The sequence below is a fragment of the Streptomyces sp. NPDC029169 genome, from assembly GCF_055563935.1.
The window spans coordinates 179,601-197,966 of record NZ_JBVHXA010000003.1 but is presented as its reverse complement, the minus strand read 5'-3'; the positions used below and the strand labels follow the sequence as shown (position 1 = coordinate 197,966).

Annotated in this window: 18 protein-coding genes; 9 read left to right on the top strand and 9 right to left on the bottom strand. The window is 71.4% G+C overall.

Annotated features, from left to right (window positions below; all coding sequences use genetic code 11):
- Positions 1-11: 11 nt before the first annotated feature.
- The 3 genes from greA (at position 12) to ACZ4VI_RS07625 (ending at position 5,387) form a co-directional block, all read left to right on the top strand.
- A complete protein-coding gene (gene greA, locus ACZ4VI_RS07635; RefSeq protein WP_467997570.1) occupies positions 12-509 on the top strand; it encodes a transcription elongation factor GreA in 498 nt (165 codons plus the stop codon).
- 128 nt (positions 510-637) lie between these two features.
- Complete coding sequence (locus tag ACZ4VI_RS07630; RefSeq protein ID WP_467997568.1) at positions 638-3,028, top strand: protein kinase domain-containing protein; 2,391 nt, start codon at positions 638-640, stop codon at positions 3,026-3,028.
- Positions 3,029-3,080: 52 nt separating this feature from the next.
- A complete protein-coding gene (locus ACZ4VI_RS07625; protein WP_467997567.1) occupies positions 3,081-5,387 on the top strand; it encodes a protein kinase domain-containing protein in 2,307 nt (768 codons plus the stop codon).
- 119 nt (positions 5,388-5,506) lie between these two features.
- Here the strand turns inward: ACZ4VI_RS07625 and ACZ4VI_RS07620 are convergent, their stop codons facing one another.
- From ACZ4VI_RS07620 to ilvA, 6 genes are all read right to left on the bottom strand, one after another.
- Positions 5,507-7,393 (bottom strand): recombinase family protein, encoded by a 1,887-nt coding sequence (locus ACZ4VI_RS07620; RefSeq protein WP_467997565.1) that lies wholly within the window; start codon positions 7,391-7,393, stop codon positions 5,507-5,509.
- A complete protein-coding gene (locus tag ACZ4VI_RS07615) occupies positions 7,390-7,623 on the bottom strand; it encodes a hypothetical protein (protein ID WP_467997564.1) in 234 nt (77 codons plus the stop codon). Before ACZ4VI_RS07615 ends, ACZ4VI_RS07620 begins: the two co-directional genes overlap by 4 nt.
- 94 nt (positions 7,624-7,717) lie before the next feature.
- Positions 7,718-8,953, bottom strand: a complete 1,236-nt coding sequence (locus ACZ4VI_RS07610) for a helix-turn-helix domain-containing protein (protein ID WP_467997562.1) — start codon at positions 8,951-8,953, stop codon at positions 7,718-7,720.
- A gap of 102 nt (positions 8,954-9,055) precedes the next feature.
- A complete protein-coding gene (locus ACZ4VI_RS07605) occupies positions 9,056-9,853 on the bottom strand; it encodes an ABC transporter permease (RefSeq protein WP_467998091.1) in 798 nt (265 codons plus the stop codon).
- Positions 9,854-9,965: 112 nt separating this feature from the next.
- Positions 9,966-10,991, bottom strand: coding sequence for an ATP-binding cassette domain-containing protein (locus ACZ4VI_RS07600; protein WP_467997560.1), 1,026 nt, complete (start codon positions 10,989-10,991; stop codon positions 9,966-9,968).
- Positions 10,992-11,196: 205 nt separating this feature from the next.
- Positions 11,197-12,426, bottom strand: coding sequence for a threonine ammonia-lyase (gene ilvA, locus ACZ4VI_RS07595; RefSeq protein WP_467997558.1), 1,230 nt, complete (start codon positions 12,424-12,426; stop codon positions 11,197-11,199).
- Between the two features lie 147 nt (positions 12,427-12,573).
- Between ilvA and ACZ4VI_RS07590 the strand changes: the two genes are divergently transcribed.
- The 3 genes from ACZ4VI_RS07590 (at position 12,574) to ACZ4VI_RS07580 (ending at position 13,866) form a co-directional block, all read left to right on the top strand.
- Positions 12,574-13,089 carry a MarR family winged helix-turn-helix transcriptional regulator gene (locus ACZ4VI_RS07590; RefSeq protein WP_467997556.1) on the top strand — a complete coding sequence of 172 codons (516 nt, stop codon included), beginning with the start codon at positions 12,574-12,576 and terminating at the stop codon, positions 13,087-13,089.
- Positions 13,090-13,168: 79 nt separating this feature from the next.
- On the top strand, positions 13,169-13,618 hold the full coding sequence (locus ACZ4VI_RS07585; protein WP_467997554.1) for a sigma factor-like helix-turn-helix DNA-binding protein: 450 nt from the start codon (positions 13,169-13,171) through the stop codon (positions 13,616-13,618).
- Positions 13,615-13,866, top strand: coding sequence for a hypothetical protein (locus ACZ4VI_RS07580; RefSeq protein WP_467997552.1), 252 nt, complete (start codon positions 13,615-13,617; stop codon positions 13,864-13,866). The genes ACZ4VI_RS07585 and ACZ4VI_RS07580 overlap by 4 nt, the downstream gene beginning before the upstream one ends.
- Positions 13,867-13,898: 32 nt before the next feature.
- Here the strand turns inward: ACZ4VI_RS07580 and ACZ4VI_RS07575 are convergent, their stop codons facing one another.
- Positions 13,899-15,053, bottom strand: coding sequence for a cystathionine gamma-synthase (locus ACZ4VI_RS07575; RefSeq protein ID WP_467997550.1), 1,155 nt, complete (start codon positions 15,051-15,053; stop codon positions 13,899-13,901).
- 73 nt (positions 15,054-15,126) lie between these two features.
- On the opposite strand from ACZ4VI_RS07575, the gene ACZ4VI_RS07570 reads away from it, so the two are divergent.
- The 3 genes from ACZ4VI_RS07570 (at position 15,127) to ACZ4VI_RS07560 (ending at position 17,375) form a co-directional block, all read left to right on the top strand.
- Positions 15,127-16,236, top strand: coding sequence for a hypothetical protein (locus tag ACZ4VI_RS07570; protein WP_467997548.1), 1,110 nt, complete (start codon positions 15,127-15,129; stop codon positions 16,234-16,236).
- Between the two features lie 116 nt (positions 16,237-16,352).
- The gene (msrA, locus tag ACZ4VI_RS07565) at positions 16,353-17,015 is read left to right on the top strand and encodes a peptide-methionine (S)-S-oxide reductase MsrA (RefSeq protein WP_467997547.1); all 663 of its coding nucleotides are present in this window, start codon (positions 16,353-16,355) and stop codon (positions 17,013-17,015) included.
- A gap of 108 nt (positions 17,016-17,123) precedes the next feature.
- Positions 17,124-17,375, top strand: coding sequence for a hypothetical protein (locus ACZ4VI_RS07560; RefSeq protein WP_467997545.1), 252 nt, complete (start codon positions 17,124-17,126; stop codon positions 17,373-17,375).
- A gap of 97 nt (positions 17,376-17,472) precedes the next feature.
- On the opposite strand, the gene ACZ4VI_RS07555 is transcribed toward ACZ4VI_RS07560, so the two are convergent.
- Both ACZ4VI_RS07555 and ACZ4VI_RS07550 read right to left on the bottom strand, forming a co-directional pair.
- Complete coding sequence (locus ACZ4VI_RS07555; protein ID WP_467997543.1) at positions 17,473-17,952, bottom strand: hypothetical protein; 480 nt, start codon at positions 17,950-17,952, stop codon at positions 17,473-17,475.
- Positions 17,949-18,299 (bottom strand): hypothetical protein, encoded by a 351-nt coding sequence (locus ACZ4VI_RS07550; RefSeq protein WP_467997542.1) that lies wholly within the window; start codon positions 18,297-18,299, stop codon positions 17,949-17,951. Before ACZ4VI_RS07550 ends, ACZ4VI_RS07555 begins: the two co-directional genes overlap by 4 nt.
- Between the last annotated feature and the right edge of the window lie 67 nt (positions 18,300-18,366).

Sequence of the window (18,366 nt, the reverse complement as noted above, 5' to 3'; positions counted from 1 at the left end):
GAGGAGCACCTGTGACCCAGACCAGCGACAACGTCACCTGGCTCACCCAGGAGGCGTACGACCAGCTCAAGGCCGAGCTGGAGTACCTGTCTGGTCCCGCGCGAACCGAGATCGCCATCAAGATCGCGGCGGCGCGCGAGGAGGGCGACCTGCGCGAGAACGGCGGGTACCACGCGGCCAAGGAGGAGCAGGGCAAGCAGGAGCTCCGGATCCGCCAGCTGACCCAGCTCCTCGAGAACGCCAAGGTCGGCGAGGCTCCCGCGGACGACGGTGTGGTCGCGCCCGGCATGGTCGTCACGATCGCCTTCGACGGCGACGAGGACGACACGATGACCTTCCTGCTCGCCTCGCGCGAGTATGCGAGCGACAGCATCGAGACCTACTCGCCGCAGTCCCCGCTCGGCGTGGGCGTCAACGGCAAGAAGGTCGGCGAGGATGCCGAGTACGAACTGCCGAACGGCAGGAAGGCGGCGGTGAAGATCCTCGACGCCAAGCCGTACACCGGCTGAGCCCAGTCCCGAGCGCCCTGTGAGGGCCGGACCCCACCGTGGGTCCGGCCCTCACGCATGTCCCCAACTCCCTCCGTACGCACATGCGATGATGCGGACGGAAAGATCAACAAGGGGGGATCGGAGACGTGCTGGGACCGCTGCGCGACGGGGCACCACGGCAGATCGGACCGTACGAGGTGCTGGCCCGGCTCGGGGCCGGCGGCATGGGCGAGGTGTTCCTCGCCAGGTCGGGCGAGGCCGGCGGCGACGGCGGCGGGACGTACGTCGCCGTGAAGACCGTACGGCGGGACGTCGCCGCCGAGCCCGCGTTCCGGGACCGCTTCCGCCGCGAGATCAAGGTCGCGAGCCTGGTCGCCAGCCGGTACGCGGCCGCGCCGGTCGGCGGCGACGCCGACGCCGAGGTGCCGTGGCTGGCGACCGCGTACGTCCCCGGGCCCACGCTCTCCCAGGCCGTGCGGCGGAGCGGCCCGCTGCCGGTGCCGGCGGTACGGGCGCTGGGCGCCGCTCTCGCCCGCGCGCTCGCCGATCTGCACACGGCCGGGGTGCTGCACCGCGACCTCAAGCCCGGCAACGTCATGCTCGCCGTGGACGGCCCCCGCCTGATCGACTTCGGCATCGCCCGCAGCACCGGCGCGACGACGATGACGGCGACCGGGGTGATGGTCGGCACGCCCTCCTTCATGTCGCCCGAGCACGTCGCGGGCGCGCGGAACGTCTCCGGCGCGTCCGACGTCTTCTGCCTCGGCTCGGTCCTCTGCTACGCGGCGACCGGCGAGGACCCCTTCGGGGACGGGCCCGTCGCGGCCGTGCTCTACCGGGTCTCCCAGGCGGAGGCGGACCTCGGCCGGGTGCCGGAGGAGGGCGGACTGCGGGACGTGATCGCGGCCTGCCTGGACGCGGACCCGGCGCGGCGACCGACGCCCGAGCGGCTCGTCGAGCTGCTTGGCGGCGTTCCGGCGGCCCCCGGCTGGCCGGGCGGCGTCCAGGAGCACATCGGCGAGTACGGCCGTGAGCTGGCCCAGCTCGTGGCCGCGGGCATCGCGCTGGTCGCGCCCGCCCCCGCGCCGCCCGCAGCCGCGCCCGCACCCGATCAGCTGCCGACCCTGCCGCCGGTCGCGCCGACGCCGTCGCCCGAGCCTCCTCGGAAGCGGCGCCGGGCGCTCGTCGCCGCGGCGGTCGCGCTGACCCTGGTGGGCGGCGGACTCGGCGCGTACCTGCTCTGGCCGCAGGGGACGCAGAAGCCCGCGCCGGGGAACGCCGCCCCGCCCGCCGGGCCCACGATCCCCGGAGTCGACTTCAAGGGTCTCGCGGACTCCTCCGGTGTCGTGCCGCAGAACCCGGCGCAGCGGCCGAAGGGCTGGAAGAGCTGGACGGGCAAGCTGTCCGCGCCCGCCTACGGCTGCGCGGCGGGCACGACGGTGCTCGTGTGCCGGCTGACGAACGGGCAGTACGAGGCGCTGGACACGGCGAACGGGACGAAGCTCTGGTCGGCGGACCTGGGCGGCACGGAGACGGACCGGAGCACGATCAGCCCCAGTGGCGCGGTACTCATCGCCGACAGCGCGACCCGGCCGACCGTCCACGGCGACGCCGTCGTCCTCGCCGCCGACGAGCTGCTCCAGGTCCGCGACGCCCGCAGCGGGAAGGTCCGCTGGGAGAAGCCCGCCTGGGGCACGCAGGGCACCGCCTCCCGTCCGATCGTTGGCGGCGGGGTCGTCTTCGCCGCCACCAAGGCGACCGAGAAGCAGAGCGGGGAGCGGGTCGGCATGACCGCGTACTCCCTGGCCGACGGCACCGAGCTGTGGACCAAGGCGCTCACGAACGCGACCACCCCGAACTCCGACACCCGCCCGTACGAGCCGGTGGCCTTCGCCCACGGTCAGGTGTACGCGCTCAGCGACGGCGGGCTCGTCGCGTACGACGCGAAGACCGGCGAGGTGCGCGGGCAGGTCGACAAGGACGCCGAGAACTGCAGTGAGCTGAAGATCGTCGGGGCGAACGCCTCCTGCGAGTCCTTCCTCTCCCAGCGGGACCCGGAGGCGAAGCTGATGCTCCTGGACTCCGCCACCCTGGCCTCCAAGGGCGGCCTGGCCACGCCCATCGCGGGACTCCGTCCGGACGTCATCACCCCCACGGCCGCCATCACGTTCGACGGCGGCCTCAAGATCCACGACCCGCGCGACGGAAAGTGGACCGGAACGTACGCGGCGAAGGCCGCACCCAAGGGCCTGGAGCAGCGCTGGTCCACCCCGATGCTCGCCGGGGACCAGGTCGTCTACGCCGACTACAGCGCGCTGTACACCGTGCGGCTCGGCAAGGACGGCAGGCCGGCCAGGCTCGCGACCACGGCCGTGCCGGGCGCGCCGGGCCCGCGTGCCCCGGAGAAGGCGTACGACATCAACTGGGGTTACATCATCGAGAAGATGACCCGCGAGCCCGAGGTCCTGCCGATCGGCGGGATCGCGCACATCGTCTACGACAAGGGCGTCGTCGCCTCCGTAGAGCTGCCCAAGTGACGTACCCAAAGTGACGTAGCTTCCCAAGTGACGTACGGAAAGGACGTGTTCGGTGCTGGAAGCACTGCCCGCCGGGCAGCCCCCGCGCCTCGTCGGCCCCTACCGGCTGCTCGCCCGGCTCGGGGCGGGCGGTATGGGCGAGGTCCATGTGGCGTGCCGGGCGGACGCGCCGACGGCCGATCCGTACCGGATGGTCGCCGTGAAGACCGTACGGGAGGACCTGGAGGTCGACGGGGACTTCCGGACCCGCTTCCGGCGCGAGATCGCGGCGGCACGGGCGGTCTCCAGTCCGTACGCGGCTCTGCTCGTCGATGCGGACGCCGAGGCGTCCGTGCCGTGGCTGGCGACCGAGTACGTGCCCGGCCCCTCGCTCGCCGAGGCCGTCGTACGGTCCGGGGCGCTGCCCGTCGCGGCGGTACGGGCGCTGGGCGCGGCGCTCGCGCGGGCGCTGGACTCCGTGCACGGGGCGCAGGTGCTGCACCGGGATCTGAAGCCCGCGAACGTGCTGCTGGGCGCCGCCGGGCCGAAGCTGATCGACTTCGGTATCGCGCAGGCCTTCGAGGCGACCGCGCTGACATCGACGGGTCTTGTGGTCGGCTCGCCCGGCTTCATGTCACCGGAGCATCTGGTCGGCAGCCGGGCCGTGGTGCCCGCGTCGGACGTGTTCTGTCTGGGCGCGGTGCTCGCGTTCGCGGCGAGCGGGCGCGGGCCGTTCCACGACGACGAGATGGCCGCGGTGATCTTCCGGATCAGCCGGGCGGAGGCCGAACTGTGCGGTGTGCCGGAGGAGTTGCGGCCGGTCGTGGAGCGGTGTCTGCGGCTCGACCCGGCGGAGCGGCCGTCGGCGGCGAAGCTGGTGGAGCTGCTTGGCGCCGAGGTGCCGACGGTGTTCCCGTGGCCAGGCGGGGTGCTGTCGCTCCTCGCGGAGTACGGGGATGCGGCGCGGCGTGCCGGTGAGGCGGCGGCGTCCGGGGCGGGCGTGGCGGACCTGCCGACGGTGGCCCCGCAGGTGCCGTACTCCCCCACCGCGATGACCTCCCGGCCCGGCGCGCCTCCGGTGGGTCCGCAGCGCAGGCGCCGCCCGTGGGCGGCGGTGGCGGCGGGCGTGGTCGCCGTCGCCGTACTGGCGGGCGTGGGCGCGGCGCTCCTCAACAACGGTGACGCGCAAGGGAGTTCGTCCGGCGGGAGCTCGGCAGGGGCCGGTTCCGGCTCCGGCGGGGCCACGCCGACCGGCGGGAACAAACCCGTGGCGCTCGACCACGTCGTGCAGCCGTACGGCGGCGAAGGCCACACCAACGACTACGGGAAGGACGGCACCGACCGCAGCGCCCGGCCGGCCGGGTGGTCGCCCTGGTCGGTGAAGGCCGACCAGGGCGTGGGCCCGTGTGCCCTCGCCCCCGAGGTGCTCGTCTGCACGGGCGAGGGCGGCGCGGTCGTCGCGCTGAAGGCGGCCGACGGCACCACGCTCTGGTCGCGTCCCGCACGCGGCGAGCTGCCCCGCCCGACCGCCCAGCACCCGGCCGTCGTCGGGGACCAGGTGTACGTCACCGGGCCGGACGGCGTGACGGCGTACGGCCTGGAGGACGGCGGGGAACGGAGCCGTACGCCCGTACCGGACGGCGGCTGGGCCGTTAAGGGCACCGACCTGCTGGACGGGGTGCTCTACACGACGTACGTGAACGTGGCGGACGAGCAGTCCGGTCTGGTCACCGCGGTGCGGCTGGGCGACGGCGGTCGGGTGCTGTGGAGCACGCGGCTCGACGCCGTCCCGGAGTGGCCGGTGGCCGCGGGCGGGCGGGTCTACGTGCCGGGGAACGGGATGCCGATCGCGCTGGACGCCCGTACCGGCGAGGAGACCGCGCGGAACACGGGCGCGAAGGGCTGCTTCGTCCTCGTCGTCCACAGGGAGTCCGTGCTCTGCCAGGCCGGGGAGGGCGGCGGGGTCGCCGTCTTCGACGGTGGCACGCTGAAGAACGTCCGGATGTTCGCCCGGGGGATCCAGGGCTGGGGCGGCTTCGCGGTGAACAAGCGGGGGGTCGTGGCGCTCAGCGACCGGGACAGCTTCCACCTGTACGACCTGGCGACGGGGAAGGAGCGCTGGAGCGACACCGACCCGAAGCGTGCGGCCGCGGAGCAGCTGTCCTTCGCGGGCGACCGGCTCCTGCTCGTCAGCGGCACGGCGATCGGGTCGATGCCGCTGGACGATCCGGAGGCCTCGGACGACGCCGGCAACATCGTCGCGCTCGAGACCGCGGCGGGCGGATCCGTCAACGACGGCGCGAACAGCGTTCTGGCCGCCGGAGGGGCGCTCTTCGTCACCACCTTCGACGGCCAGATCGTGTCGGGCTACGCCCCTTGATCCCCGCGATCAGGCCGTAGCCGAGCGGTACTTGAGAGGATCGGCGCCCACACCGGGTGCTGCATCGGCCACGCGTCGGACGACGATCGCGAGCACGACGACCGTGAGCGCGGTCGGCATCAGCCTCCCTGAGCCGCATGTTCGACGGTGTACTTCGGATCGGCCGAGCCGGTCACCTCCATCGGCGGGAGCACGTAGGGCGGCGGCACAGGACTCCCCTCGTAGGGCGCCAGAGCCTCCAGCGCCCGCGCGTACTCGCCCGAGCCCCACCAGTGGTGCACGCGCCGGTACAGGGCCCCGTAGCTGCGTCCTCCGATGGCCTCGCATCCGCTGTACTCGTTCCATGCCCGCCCGGTACGCAGCTTGTCGAGCATGACCTCGAACCCGCCGCGTACGTCCTTCCATTGCCGGTTCCCGGAAAGGATCGGCTCGACCTGGGCCCACTGATCGTCGGTGATGTGGACCGGGATCGTGACGCCGGTCTTGCGGTGCCATTCGGCGATCGGGTCGGCCAGTCCCTTGTGCCGGGGCATCCCCTTGCCAGTGATCTGGACCCGGACGTCGAGCAGGTCGAGCAGGCCCGTCTTCTGGTCGAGGGTGAAGTCGTCGAGGCGACGGTCGTCGAGCTTGTCGACCCTGGCCAGCATCTCCCTTGCCCGATCCTCCTGACCCTCCACCTCGTGAAGCCAGTCGGCGACGCGGTCGCGCTCCTGGACGAGCTCCGCCTCCTGCTCCTTCATCTCCGCCTTCAGTTCCTCGACGAGTTTGGCGTCGTCCTCGTCCTCCCCCTCGGCGGCGGCAAGCAGGAGGGCGATCTTGCGCTTACGGGCGCCGCGCCTCTTCTCGATCAGCTCGTCCAGCTCGCCCAGACGCTTGCGGTAGGACTCGGCGCGATCCGGGATGGTGCCCAGGTTCTCCTCGATCAGCCCGCGGAGCTTGTCCTTGTCGGCCAGGAGACCCTTGGCCTCCTCCCAGACTGCGGCGTCCACTGCGTCAACCGGGATCTCCCAGCAGTCGTGGTTCTCAACACCTTCGCGCGTCCCCATGCACCGGTAGTACCGATCACCCGTGTCGGGCACGATCGAGCCGGTTCGGTGGCTCCCGCAGGTGCTGAAGAGGCGGCCGGAGAGCATGTACGTGCTGTGCTTGCTCTTGGAGCGGGAGCCACGGGCGAGGGCAGCCTTCAGTTCCTCCGCGCGGTCGTCCGGGAGGGTTTTGGGGACGTCGACGCGGTACGAGGTGGTGATTTCCTCGCCATCCTCGTTCTCGCCAGTGAAGACGAAGTCGACGTAGCCCTTCAGGCCGGCGAGCAGGCGCGCGGCGAGGTTCCCGCCCTCCCACTCCTTCCCCCGACGCGTGCGGTAGCCGAGGGCGTTGAGCTGACGGGCCACCTCCTCACGGGTGGGCGTCACATCGGATTGGACGAAGAGTTCCTCGGCCTTCTCGACCTGCTCGATCTCGGCCGGGTTCAGGACGGGTTTTCCGTCGCCGTCGAGCATGATGCCGAACGGCGGCTCGCCGAGGGGCCAGCCCCCGACCGCGACCTTCTGCATCCGGCCGCCCGTCGTGCGTTCCAGGATGAGGGCGTGTTCGACCTCGGCCATGTAGGCGAGGAGGGAGAGCTGGGTGCCGAACTTGTCATCGTCGGAGTCGAGCCGGCCGTCTGCGGTGGCGACTCGGATGCCCTTGACCGTCACGTCGTAGACCCAGCGGTGGATGTTGTGCATCGTGCGGCCGATACGGTCGAGCTTGCCGAAGACGATCAGGTCGAGGCGCCCGCCCATGGCGTCAGCGGTCAGGCGGTCCAGGTCGTCGCGGCCGGCCAGCTTGCCTGAGACACCACCGTCCACGTATACGTCCACGATGGTGTGCTTGACCCCTCGTAGCGCGAACGCGATCCAGGCTCGGCACTGATCCTTCTGGACCTTCAGTCCGTAGCCTTCGAGCTGCTGCGCAGTGGACACGCGCAGGTAGATGGCGACCCGAAGGATCGCCTGGGGGCTCACAGGGCGTTCTCCGAGATCGCGTTACGGACTGCCAGGCGCACGCTCAGCTCTTCCCGCGCCGACAGGAAGTCGACATGCTCCGGCACCGCGTCCCACTCGACTCCACCATTGACGGGCCGCATCTGGTACCGGCCCCCTACATCGCCCATGATCACGCCCGTCATCCCGGTGGCCATGTCCTTACCCAGCTCACCGACCTTGGGACGCCTCGTTTCTTCGTCGCTCGTCATGGCCACGAAGTTAGGGTCGCTGCGGGTGAGCGACCAAGTACGGTCCGTAGCGATTCCCTGACGCGTCGACAGGAAGTGCTACGGGCCGTGGTAGTTAGCCGGAAATCCCCAGGTGAACAGCCATGTTGCGCATCTCTTGAGTCAGCGTCCTCTTACGGCGCTCCAGGATGTCGGTCATGATGTAGCGGGCCATCGCCTGGTGCCGCAGCCACTCGGGAGACGACTCCTTGATCGTGCCCAACTCGTCCATCGCATCCTGGTGTGACCCGAGCTTGGCGTGGGCCCTTGCGACATCAAGGCGGTGCCTGTCCCAGTTGTTGGCGCTCGGCCGGCCGAACTTCTTCAGCCCCTTCGGCCCGATGGGGCCCTCGTCAGCCCTGCTGATCACGCCTCGGTAGTCTCCGATGAGCGCGAGGTCTTCGATCGCCTTCGCCTCGGCCGTCACCGGCCCGAAAGTGGTCCAGTGCTGCCGGAAGTCGACGTGTTCGCGACCCAGGCCGCTTGCCGCCGTGGCAGTCATGCGCCGGGCCTCCCGGGCGATGTCAGGGCGGTTGTTCCGCATGGCGGCGGACGCCACACGCTGAAGAAGCTCACCCCAGAGGGCCAGTTCGCCCGGGGCGGCCTTGGACATGCGCGGCTCGATCTCCTCAGCCGTCACGGTGGCCAGGTGCTCGGCCTCGTCGAAGCGGTCCTGCCGCAGGAGGAGCCAGGCCATGCCTACAACGCCCGTAGCCGCGATGTGCTTCTTGTCAGCGTCGCGAGCGTCCCTGATGCCCAGCGAGAGGGCGTGGTAGGCCATGTCGTAGCGCCGGACCTGCGTCAGGTACTTGCCGGCGAGCAGGTAGGCGCCGGCGCGCACGACGATGGCGTCGTGCCGGGCCTCCGCTTCTTCGGCGAGGTTCACGGCGGCCTCGGCGTTGCGCAAGATGCCTGGCAGCTTCTTGGCCACGCTGTCGTAGTGGTCGGCTTGGTACAGGGCGTGGCTGTCGTCGATGTCCCGCTGCACCGAGGACAGTACGGGCGCTTCCTCGGCCTCGACGAGCACTTCACGCAGGCCGACCGGCGGCATGAGTGCACGGCGCAGCTCGGAGAGCTTCGGGCCATCGCCTGCGCTGATGTGGACGGGGTCAGGGGCCTCGGTGGCGAAGAGTTCTGAAGTCGTCGTGCCGAGGGCGCGAGCGAGCGCATGGATGGACTCGACTGAGAGGTTCCCGCCTTGCTCGGCCTTACGGACGAGGCCCACGGACAGGTCGGCAGCCTCGGCGAGTTGTTCCTGACTCATTCCGGTCCGGCGGCGGTGCTTACGGACGTTCTCGCTGAGCGACGACATCGAATCACCTCCAGTCCAGGGTATGCCCTGGGAAGGCAGGCCCCCCACAACGACGAAGGCCGGAGGGTCAGTTCCTCCGGCCTTCGGTCCGGGCTGCTGCGATCAACCGTCTGCGCGGCGGTACTTCCGTACCGCAAGGGTGCTGAACACCACGATAATCAGGACCGAGTAGATCAGCGACGCCCACACCGGGTACTGCATCGGCCATGCGTCGGACGGGGACAGGCCCGGGTCGCCGAAGAGCGTGCGGCACGCCTGCACGGTGGCACTGAACGGGTTCCACTCGGCGATCGGCTGGAGCCAGGACGGCATCTGGCTGGAGTCCACGAAAGCGTTCGAGATGAACGTGACCGGGAACAGCCAGATCAGGCCGCCGGACGTCGCCGCCTCCGGCGTGCGCACGGACAGACCGATGAGCGCGCCGATCCACGTGAAGGCGTAGCCGAGGAGGAGGAGCAAGGCGAAGCCCGCCATGACCTTCCCGAAGTTTGTCGGCTCCGCGTAGCCGGGTCGCCAGCCGATGATCAGCGCGACGGCCGCAAGGACCATCAGCGTCAGCGCCGTCTGCACCAGGTCGGCGAGCGTACGGCCGGTGAGGACCGCGCCCCTGGCCATCGGCAGCGAGCGGAAGCGGTCGATCAGGCCCTTGTGCATGTCGTCGGCGATGCCCGCGCCCGCGCCGGCCGTGGCGAAGGTGACCGTCTGGGCGAAGATGCCCGCCATCAGGAAGTTCTTGTAGACATCCGGGTCGGTGGTGCCACCGATACTCATAGAGCCGCCGAAGACGTACGTGAAGAGGACCACGAACATCACTGGCTGGATGAGCCCGAAGAGGATCATCTCGGGAATCCTGGTCATGCGAATCAAGTTCCGCCGGGCGATGACCAGGGAGTCGTTCATGGTGCTCACTTCGCCTGCTCCCCCCACGCGTTGGGCACGACGAGCGAGTCGCTGATGGACTGGGCGATTCCGCCGCGCGGCTTCGGGGCCGTCACGGCGTCGGTCACTGCGGTCACTTCACCGCCTCCTTTCTGGCCTTACGGTGCGGCTCTCCGGCAGCGGCGTCGCCGTTCTCCTCGGCGACCTCGGCAGCGTGGCCGGTCAGCGAGATGAAGACGTCGTCGAGGGTGGGCCGGCGCAGGCCGATGTCGTCGATCTCGACGCCGACGGTGTCCAGGTCGCGGATGACCTCGGCGAGCAGCTTGGCGCCGCCGGTGACCGGGACGGTGAGCTTGCGGGTGTGGTTCTCGACGGAGACCTCGCCGTGGCCGATGCCCGCCACGCCGTAGCGGGCGAGGACGTTCCGCGCCGGGTCGATCATGTCGGGCTCGTGGACGACGACTTCGACGCGCTCGCCGCCCGTCTGGGCCTTCAGCTGGTCCGAGGTGCCACGGGCGATGACCTTGCCATGGTCGATGACGCAGATGTCGTGGGCCAGGTGGTCGGCCTCCTCCAGGTACTGGGTGGTCAGGAGGAGGGTCGTACCGCCCGCGACGAGTTCCTGGATGACCTCCCAGAGCGCCTGGCGGTTCCGTGGGTCGAGGCCGGTCGTGGGCTCGTCCATGAACATCACGGGCGGCGAGACGACCAGCGCTGCTGCCAGGTCGAGGCGGCGGCGCATGCCGCCGGAGTACGTCTTGGCGGTGCGGTCGGCCGCGTCGGCGAGGTTGAACCGCTCTAGCAGCTCGTCGGCCCGGGCCTTCGCCCGCTTGGCGTTCAGCTGGTAGAGCTGCCCGACCATCTGGAGGTTCTCGCGGCCGGTCAGATACTCGTCGACCGCCGCGAACTGGCCGGAGAGTCCTATCGAGCGCCGCACCTCGTTGGGATGCTTCAGCACGTCGATTCCCGCGACGAGGGCCTTCCCGCTGTCCGGCTGGAGAAGCGTCGTCAGTACGCGCACGGCGGTCGTCTTCCCCGCGCCGTTCGGGCCGAGCAGGCCCAGGACCGTGCCCTCGGGTACGTCGAGGTCCACGCCGTCCAGAGCTCGTACGTCGCCGAATGTCTTCACCAGACCTTCGGCGTAGATCGCGCCTGGCATGTGGGTTCTCCCAGTGAATTGGGCGTTTTCCACGCAAGTTTAGGTTTGAACGGCGGGTGCCGCCCAGCGAATTGGTGACCTGCCCCACAAAGCTAACGCGATACATCGCGATACACAAGAGGGTTTTCGCGCGCGACGAGAACGGCGCCGGGGATCGATTCCTCGATCCCCGGCGCCGCCGGTTCCGGTGAGCCGTGCCCGCCCGTTACGTCATCACCACGTACCCCGCCTCCCGCAGCGCCGCCTCCACCTCGCGGCAGTGCTCCGGGCCCTTCGTCTCCAGGTGCAGTTCCACCTCCGCCTCCGTCAGGCCCAGCCGGGGATCGGTACGCACATGGCTGACGTCAAGCACGTTCGCGTCCACCACCGTCAGCACCGCGAGCAGCGTCGCCAGCGTGCCCGGCCGGTCCGTCACCCGCAGCCGTAGGCTCAGATAGCGGCCCCCGGCCGCCATGCCGTGGCGCAGGATCCGCTGCAGAAGGAGCGGGTCCACGTTCCCGCCCGACAGGACAGCGACCACCGGACCCTGGAACGCCTTCGGGTCGCTCAGCAGCGCCGCCACCGGGCTCGCACCGGCCGGCTCGACCACCAGCTTCGCCCGCTCCAGACAGAGCAGCAGCGCCGAGGAGAGCGCGTCCTCGGAGACCGTACGGACCTCGTCCACGTACTCGCGGACGATCGCGAACGGCACGTCGCCCGGCCGCCCGACCTTGATCCCGTCCGCCATCGTCACCGGCGACGCGATCGCGACCGGATGCCCGGCGGCCAGCGACAGCGGATAGGCGGCCGCGCCCTCCGCCTGCACGCCGATCACCTTCACATCGGGCCGTACGGACTTCACCGCGAGCCCGATACCGGCGACGAGCCCGCCCCCGCCCACCCCGACCAGGATCGTGCGGACCTCAGGGCACTGCTCCAGGATCTCCAGGCCCACCGTGCCCTGTCCGGCGATGATGTCCGGGTGGTCGAAGGGGTGGATGAAGACCGCGCCGGTCTCCGCCGCGTACTGCTCCGCCGCCGCGAGCGTCTCGTCCACGACATGGCCGTGCAGCCGCACCTCGGCGCCGTAGTCCCGGGTCGCCGCGACCTTCGGCAGCGGGGCGCCGACCGGCATGAAGACCGTGGAGTGCACCCCGAGGAGCGCGGAGGCCAGCGCGACCCCCTGCGCGTGGTTGCCCGCCGAGGCGGCGACCACCCCGGCCGCCCGCTGCTCGGGCCGCAGCCCCGCGATCCGTACGTACGCGCCGCGCAGCTTGAACGAACCGGTTCGTTGAAGGTTCTCGCACTTGAGGTGGACCGGGGCCCCCACCAGCGACGACAGATGGCGGCTGCCCTCCATCGCGGTCACTCGGGCCACCCCGGACAGCATCTTCTGCGCCCCGCGGACGTCGTCGAGGATCAGCGGATGCAAGGGGTCTGGCCTACGGAAGCTCATGACAGCAAGTCTCGCAGCTCAAGGGCCCCGTGGCCGCCCGGGGAACGGCCGTCGCAGCAGGTTTGCGCAGCGCAGGTACGCACCCCCGAAGGTCCGCGTACTCTGTCCCCCACCAACCGACCACCGCACGAGAGAGCCACCGCAGCCATGCCCACATCTCAGGACATGACGACTCAGCTCGACCCCGGTCTCCTCGATGCCCTCCAGCACCAGGTGGCCGTCTTCGCCCGGCGGGCCGAACAGACCCGTCTCGGCGGCACCGGGCAGCTCCGCAACTCGATGGACCGGGCCGCGTACCTGCTCCTGAACCGGCTCGACCAGGAGGGTCCGATGGGCGTCAAGGCGCTCGCGGCGGGCATGGGCATCGACTCCTCGACCGTCACCCGCCAGGTCGCCCCGCTCGTCGACACCGGCCTGGTCAAGCGCACCTCGCACCCGGAGGACGGCCGCGCGGTCGTGCTCCAGCTCTCCCCGCGCGGCCTGGCCCGCCTGGAGGAGGTCCGCGCCTCGCGCCGCGAGCTGATGGCGCAGGTGACGGACGGCTGGACGGCGTCCGAGCGCGAGTCGTTCTGCACCCTGCTCACCCGCTTCAACTCGGCGCTCTCCGCGCGCCAGTCGGGCCTGCCGCCCGCTGCAGAGACGGAGTCCGCCGCGACCTCTTGACCCGGGCCGCGCCCTGTCCTCATATGAGGACGTGCGCGATCGACAGGGCGGCCCAAGAGGAGCCCCAGGAGACGGCCTGGTGGGCGAACACCGCCGCCGCACCCGGCAGTTCGAGGCCTTCGTGGCGGGGGCGGCGGGGCGGCTGCTGCATGCCGCGACGCTGCTCACCGCCGAGACCCGCGACCGCAGCCCGCGCGCCGAGGCCCTGTTGACCGCGTCCCTCGCCCACACCTACGCCCACTGGGACCGGCTGCGCGGCGAGGATCCGTACGACCGCACCCGCGCCGACCTCGCCGCCCGCTTCGCGCGCACCGCCTGGCGGCACCACCGCGGCCGGGGCGGCATCCTCTCCGCGCTCACCCCGCAGGAACGTCTCATCGTGGTGCTGCGGCTGTACGAGGGGGTGGCCGAGGAGCAGACCGCGGCGCTGCTCGGCCTGCCCGAGGAGCGGGTACGGGCCATCTGCGCCCGCTCCGTGTCCGCCCTGCGGGACCGGCGGGGGCAGCCGCCGGGGAGGCTCGCCTCGTGAGCCGGTACGGGGACAAGGAGGACGAGGTACGGCGGATGCTGGAGTCCCCGCACCCGCAGGTCCCCGCCGACCTGGTCGCCCGGGCCGTCGCACGCGGCGCCCGGCTGCTCCACCGCGACCGGGCGGTGCGCCGGGCCCTGTGGGCGCTGCTCGTCGCGGCCACGCTCGCGTTCGCGGTCTGGGCGTCGGTGGCCGAGCCCTGGCACGTACCACCGGCGGAGACGACGCCGCCGCTCGAAGGCTGGTGACAGGGCCCGGGCGCCCCACGAGAGAAGGCTGACTACCCCAGCGCCTGGCGCAGGTCCGCCAGCAGGTCGTCCACGTTCTCGATGCCCACCGAGAGCCGGACCAGATCCGCCGGGACCTCCAGGGCCGAGCCGGCCACGCTCGCGTGCGTCATCCGGCCCGGGTGCTCGATCAGCGACTCGACGCCGCCCAGGGACTCGCCGAGCGTGAAGAGCTTCGCGCGGTTGCAGACCTCGACGGCCGCCTCCTCGCCGCCCTGCACGCGGAAGGAGATCATGCCGCCGAAGGCCTTCATCTGCTTGGCGGCGATCTCGTGCCCCGGGTGCTCCGGCAGCCCCGGGTACAGGACCTGGGTGACCTTGGGGTGCTGGGTCAGCATCTCGGCGACCTTGCCCGCGTTCTCGCTGTGCCGGTCCATGCGGACCGCGAGCGTCTTGATGCCGCGCAGCACGATCCACGAGTCGAACGGCCCGGCGACCGCGCCCATCGCGTTCTGGTGGTACGCCAGTTCCTCGCCGAGCGCCTCGTCGGCCGTCACCAGCGCGCCGCCCACGACGTCCGAGTGCCCGCCCATGTACTTCGTCAGCGAGTGCACGACGATGTCCGCGCCGAGCGCCAGCGGCTGCTGGAGGTAGGGCGAGGCGAAGGTGTTGTCGACGACGAGCTTCGCGCCCGCCGCGCGGGCCACGGCCGCGACGGCCGCGATGTCGGTGATGCCGAGCAGCGGGTTCGACGGGGTCTCGACCCAGATCACCTTCGTACGGTCGTTGACCGCGCCGCGCACCGACTCGACGTCGGAGGTGTCGGCGACGGAGAAGTCCACGCCCCAGCGCTGGACGACCTTGGCGAAGAGCCGGAAGGTGCCGCCGTACGCGTCGTTGGGGATCACGACGTGGTCGCCGGGGACGAGCAGCGTCCGCAGCAGGCAGTCCTCGGCGGCCAGGCCGGAGGCGAAGGCCAGTCCGCGCCGGCCGCCTTCGAGGGCCGCGAGGTTCTCCTCGAGGGCGGTGCGCGTGGGGTTGGCGCTCCGGCTGTACTCGTAACCGCCGCGCAGCCCGCCCACGCCGTCCTGCTTGTACGTGGACACCTGGTAGATGGGCGGGACGACCGCGCCGGTCAGCGGGTCGGCGGTGTTGCCCGCGTGGATCGCGCGGGTCTCGAAGCTCTGGTGGATGTGCTCGTCGCTCATGGTTCAGGAGCGTAGTCCTGAGAGGCGGGGACCGCCGCTCATCGTCTCACCGGGTGTCCTGGACAATGGACGCATGGAGATTCTCTGGTTCCTGATCGCGGTCGGGCTGCTGGTCGCGGTCGTGACCCCGTACGTGAGGCGCCGCCGCGGCGGGGTCGGCATCCAGCAGGTCGCGCCCGGCTCGCCGGACGCCGCCGACCCCGAGGCGTACGGCTTCCTGCTCCAGGAGGAGCAGGACGTACGGATGCCGGGGCCGGACCAGGACCTGCTCGACGTGCTCGACGTGGTCCAGGCGACCCAGGACTGGCGGGCGGCCTCGCAGCTGCTCGCGGGGACGGAGAAGGAGGGCGAGGTCCGCTGGCAGCGCGTGCAGGCGTTCGCGGGCGCGGCCTCCCTGGAGCTCCAGCAGAAGCCCGGCGTCGGCGGGGCGTGGCTGCGCGCCTGGCGGGCGGACTCCCCGAAGGACCCGGGCGGGGCCGCCGTGCACGCCGAGTTCCTGGTGCAGCAGGCGTGGCGCTCGTCCGCGGCCGGCACGGACGACTTCCGGATCATCCTCGAAGAGGCGAAGAAGGTGAGCGAGGAGGCGGCGCTGCTCGCTCCCGGCGACCCCGTCCCGTACATCACGCAGCTCGCCGTCGCCCGTGGACTCGGCTACAGCCACGAGGAGTTCGACCAGGTCTGGGCGAAGATCATCGACCGCGCGCCGCAGCACATGGGCGCGCACCTGGCGGCGCTGCACTACTGGTGCGAGAAGTGGCACGGCTCGCGCGAGGACGCCGACCGCTTCGCGACGGCGGCCGCGGCCCGCGCCCCGCAGGGCTCGCTGCTCGCCGCGCTGCCGCTGTTCGCGGTGTACGAGCACCTGCCCGAGATCGTGCTGGTCCAGGACTTCTTCCGGACCGAGGTGGTGCGCAAGGCGATGGAGGGCGCGCTGTACGCGGTCCACTCGGCCCGCCCCGACGACCCGATGCTCGCGCACGTCCGGCATCTGCTGGTGCTCTTCCTGGTCCGGGGGGAGCGCTGGTCGGAGGCCATGCACCAGCTGGTGCACGTGGACGGCCACGTGGGCGCGCTGCCGTGGACGCTGAGCGGCGACCCGGCGGCGGAGTACACGGTGTACCGGAACCTGGCGGTGGCGGGGTACGAGGCGAACGGCGGGAGCCCGGCGACACTGCCGCGGTAGCCGCCGCCCGTCCCGCGCGCGTGCGTGTGGCAGGAGCCTGAGGGCCCGGGGGCCGGGGGGAATCCCTCCCGGCCCCCGGGCGTTGTGCGTAACGCCCACCGTCGAGGAGATGCCGCATGTTCCTGTCACGCACCCCCGTCCTCCCCACGCCCGAGCAGGCGCTGAAGGGCCGCCCCGAGCCCGAGTTCGCGGTGCCCGAGCGCCACACGGTCCTGGGCAACCCGCTGCTCGGCCCGTACCCCGAGGGGCTTGAGGTGGCCGACTTCGGCCTCGGCTGTTTCTGGGGCGCCGAGCGCAAGTTCTGGCAGACCGAGGGCGTCTGGACGACGCTGGTCGGCTACCAGGGCGGTCTCACCCCGAACCCGGTGTACGAGGAAGTCTGCTCGGGCCTCACGGGGCACACCGAGGTCGTCCGGGTCGTCTTCGACCCGGCGAAGGTCTCGTACGAGCAGCTGCTCAAGCTCTTCTGGGAGTCCCACGACCCGACCCAGGGCTTCCGCCAGGGCAACGACGTCGGCACGCAGTACCGCTCGGCGGTCTACACCCACACCCCGGCCCAGGCCACGGCCGCCGAGGCCTCCCGCGCCGCGTACCAGAAGGTCCTGACGGGCTCCGGCTACGGCACGATCTCCACGGAGATCCTCCCCTCCGAGGGCCGCCCGTTCTACCCGGCCGAGGCCTACCACCAGCAGTACCTGGACAAGAACCCGGCCGGCTACTGCGGCATCGGCGGCACGGGCGTCTCCTGCCCGATCGGCGTCGCGAAGGCCGATGATTGAGCCCCTCCCTCCGGACGCGACAGCGACGCTGAACGCGCTGCTCGCCGGTCCCGATCCGGTGAGCAGCGCCCTGCGCGCTCAGATTCCGCATGCGCGAGTGACGGGCCGGTGCGGCTGCGGCTGCGGCTGCGGCTGCGGCTGCGGCTGCGGCTGCGCGACGGTCGACCTGACGGTGGACCGCGCGGCCGTGCCGCGGGCCCCGGAGCACGGAATCCGGCCGCGGACGCCTGGTATGCCGTATCTGACGACGCCGGGGTGGTGGTATTCACCAAGGACGGTTACCTGTCACTCCTGGAGATCTACTCGTCGTCCAGCGAGCCGATCACCGCGTGGCCGGAGCCTCGCTTCCTGAAGCGCTGAGCGGGCCCTGGAGGTCCATGCGATGTCCGACGTGCGCCGCCGTTCGCCGGCGTCGAGATCGACCAGCGGCCGGCCCGCAGCCCGGAGGGTTCACCGGCTACGCTCCGGGTGCCCACCAGGTGAGGGCCGTCCCGATGAACAGGCAGGCCAGCGCCAGCGCGACGGCGCGGCGGGCGAGCGTCAGCCGGCGCGCAGCCCGGATCGCGGTGGCGAGCTCGAAGCCGTCCACCGAACCGTACTCGCGGTGGATGTCGGCCAGAGTGACCGCCAGCGGCTTCGTCCCGGACTGCGCGGCCAGGGCGTGCCACAGGCCCGTCACGGCGAGGGCGAGACCGCCGCCGATCATCACGGTGACGGCCAGCCGCCACAGCGGTGGAAGGTCGGCTGTGGTGGTCCGGCCCTTGATCACGACCGCGGCGCCGACCAGGGTGACAAAGGCCGCCAGGCCGTTGCGCCATGCCTCCGCGCTGGCCCGTACGCTCGGCAGCGACTCGCGCACCATCGCCTGGAACCGGTCGCGCTCCGCCAGATCCGTCTCGGTGGGCGGCCGCGCCGGCAGGCGGGGCACGAGGTTCATCCGGCGACCACTTCGATCCGAAAGCTGACTCCGCAACCGATCGCCCCCGCCGGGGCGTTCCCGTGCTCGCTGCCGCAGCCGCAGGTCACATCCAGCATCACGACGGCCGGCTGCTCGCCATCCTCGCCGCGGCTGGGCCCGGACAGGCCGGTGAGCGCAGTGGTGACCTGACGGTCCACCAGGTGGTGGTCGCAGCGGGGGCACCGACCGGAGACCACGAAACAGGGCGCGCCGCCCCCTGCGTACGGGGTGATGGTGAGTTCGCCCGTCCCCAGGAGTTCGAAGGCGCGTTCGGTCCACCTGTAGTCGGTGGTGAGCACGTAGTCGAGGGCGGCTGCTTCGAACATGGCATCACTGTAGTGAGCGGCGGCCTACGCTGGGGCCGCATCGAACCATCTGCTGCGGCAAGGGGGG

Coding starts and splice junctions, on each gene's coding strand:
- ACZ4VI_RS07605 (WP_467998091.1), bottom strand. CDS start 9,853: ATGAACGACTCCCTGGTCATCGCCCGGCGGAACTTGATTCGCATGACC.
- ACZ4VI_RS07570 (WP_467997548.1), top strand. CDS start 15,127: ATGGAGATTCTCTGGTTCCTGATCGCGGTCGGGCTGCTGGTCGCGGTC.
- ACZ4VI_RS07555 (WP_467997543.1), bottom strand. CDS start 17,952: ATGAACCTCGTGCCCCGCCTGCCGGCGCGGCCGCCCACCGAGACGGAT.
- ACZ4VI_RS07550 (WP_467997542.1), bottom strand. CDS start 18,299: ATGTTCGAAGCAGCCGCCCTCGACTACGTGCTCACCACCGACTACAGG.
- ilvA (WP_467997558.1), bottom strand. CDS start 12,426: ATGAGCTTCCGTAGGCCAGACCCCTTGCATCCGCTGATCCTCGACGAC.
- ACZ4VI_RS07590 (WP_467997556.1), top strand. CDS start 12,574: ATGCCCACATCTCAGGACATGACGACTCAGCTCGACCCCGGTCTCCTC.
- ACZ4VI_RS07575 (WP_467997550.1), bottom strand. CDS start 15,053: ATGAGCGACGAGCACATCCACCAGAGCTTCGAGACCCGCGCGATCCAC.
- ACZ4VI_RS07615 (WP_467997564.1), bottom strand. CDS start 7,623: ATGACGAGCGACGAAGAAACGAGGCGTCCCAAGGTCGGTGAGCTGGGT.
- msrA (WP_467997547.1), top strand. CDS start 16,353: ATGTTCCTGTCACGCACCCCCGTCCTCCCCACGCCCGAGCAGGCGCTG.
- ACZ4VI_RS07610 (WP_467997562.1), bottom strand. CDS start 8,953: ATGTCGTCGCTCAGCGAGAACGTCCGTAAGCACCGCCGCCGGACCGGA.
- ACZ4VI_RS07600 (WP_467997560.1), bottom strand. CDS start 10,991: ATGCCAGGCGCGATCTACGCCGAAGGTCTGGTGAAGACATTCGGCGAC.